This window comes from Psychrobacter sp. 1U2 (assembly GCF_051847575.1).
Map to the genome: position 1 here is coordinate 1 of NZ_JBPYDC010001173.1, position 679 is coordinate 679.

The window sequence follows — 679 nt, forward strand, 5'->3', positions numbered from 1 at the left end:
AATATCGTTTGAGCGACTTGAAGACAATAGCGACCGATCGGTGTAAGCTCTAGCGGCTTAGTATTACGAATAACAAGTTGGTTTTCGAGTTGTTCTTCAAGCTTTTTGAGATTTTGGCTAACTGCAGATTGAGTAATATTTAGACGATCAGCCGCCGCACTAATACTCCCCTCTTCACATATAGCAATTAATACGTGGAGTAATGTCCAATTTAAATTGTCTGCTAACTTCCGTTGTATCATAGTAATTTCAGTACTTATATTCTAAATATATTGATAACCAATCAATATGAGAGGTCTGCCAAAGGTATAAAGGACTTAGTCTTCGCGATATGTACTTAGCCTCCGAGTTCTCAACTCTCCTCTTATTATTGTCATCAGTCCATAATACAATATAACTAGAGATAGTGAGTCAATATAAATGCTGACTTATTGTATGTCTTGTCATAACACCTCTTTGTCATAACAAACTAATTAACACCTAAATTGTTAGCTCATTAAGATCTGTAATCATATGCAGCACAAAAAGAAGCCTAACACTTGATGTTAAGCTTCTTTTTGAAAATATTGAAAAATTTTACCAGTTTGCCTTTATAAATTTAACAACTTGCCATGAACAATGACTCTGAAAGAGTTATCCGTTAAATAAAGTTACTAAGGATTTAACTCAGCAGGATCAG

General features: G+C 34.3%; 1 protein-coding gene. It reads right to left on the minus strand.

The annotated features are described in order from the left end of the window. The coding region (locus ACS8FD_RS21030; RefSeq protein WP_439277296.1) for a LysR family transcriptional regulator at window positions 1–242 on the minus strand (242 nt) is incomplete at its 3' end. Window positions 243–679 lie beyond the last annotated feature (437 nt).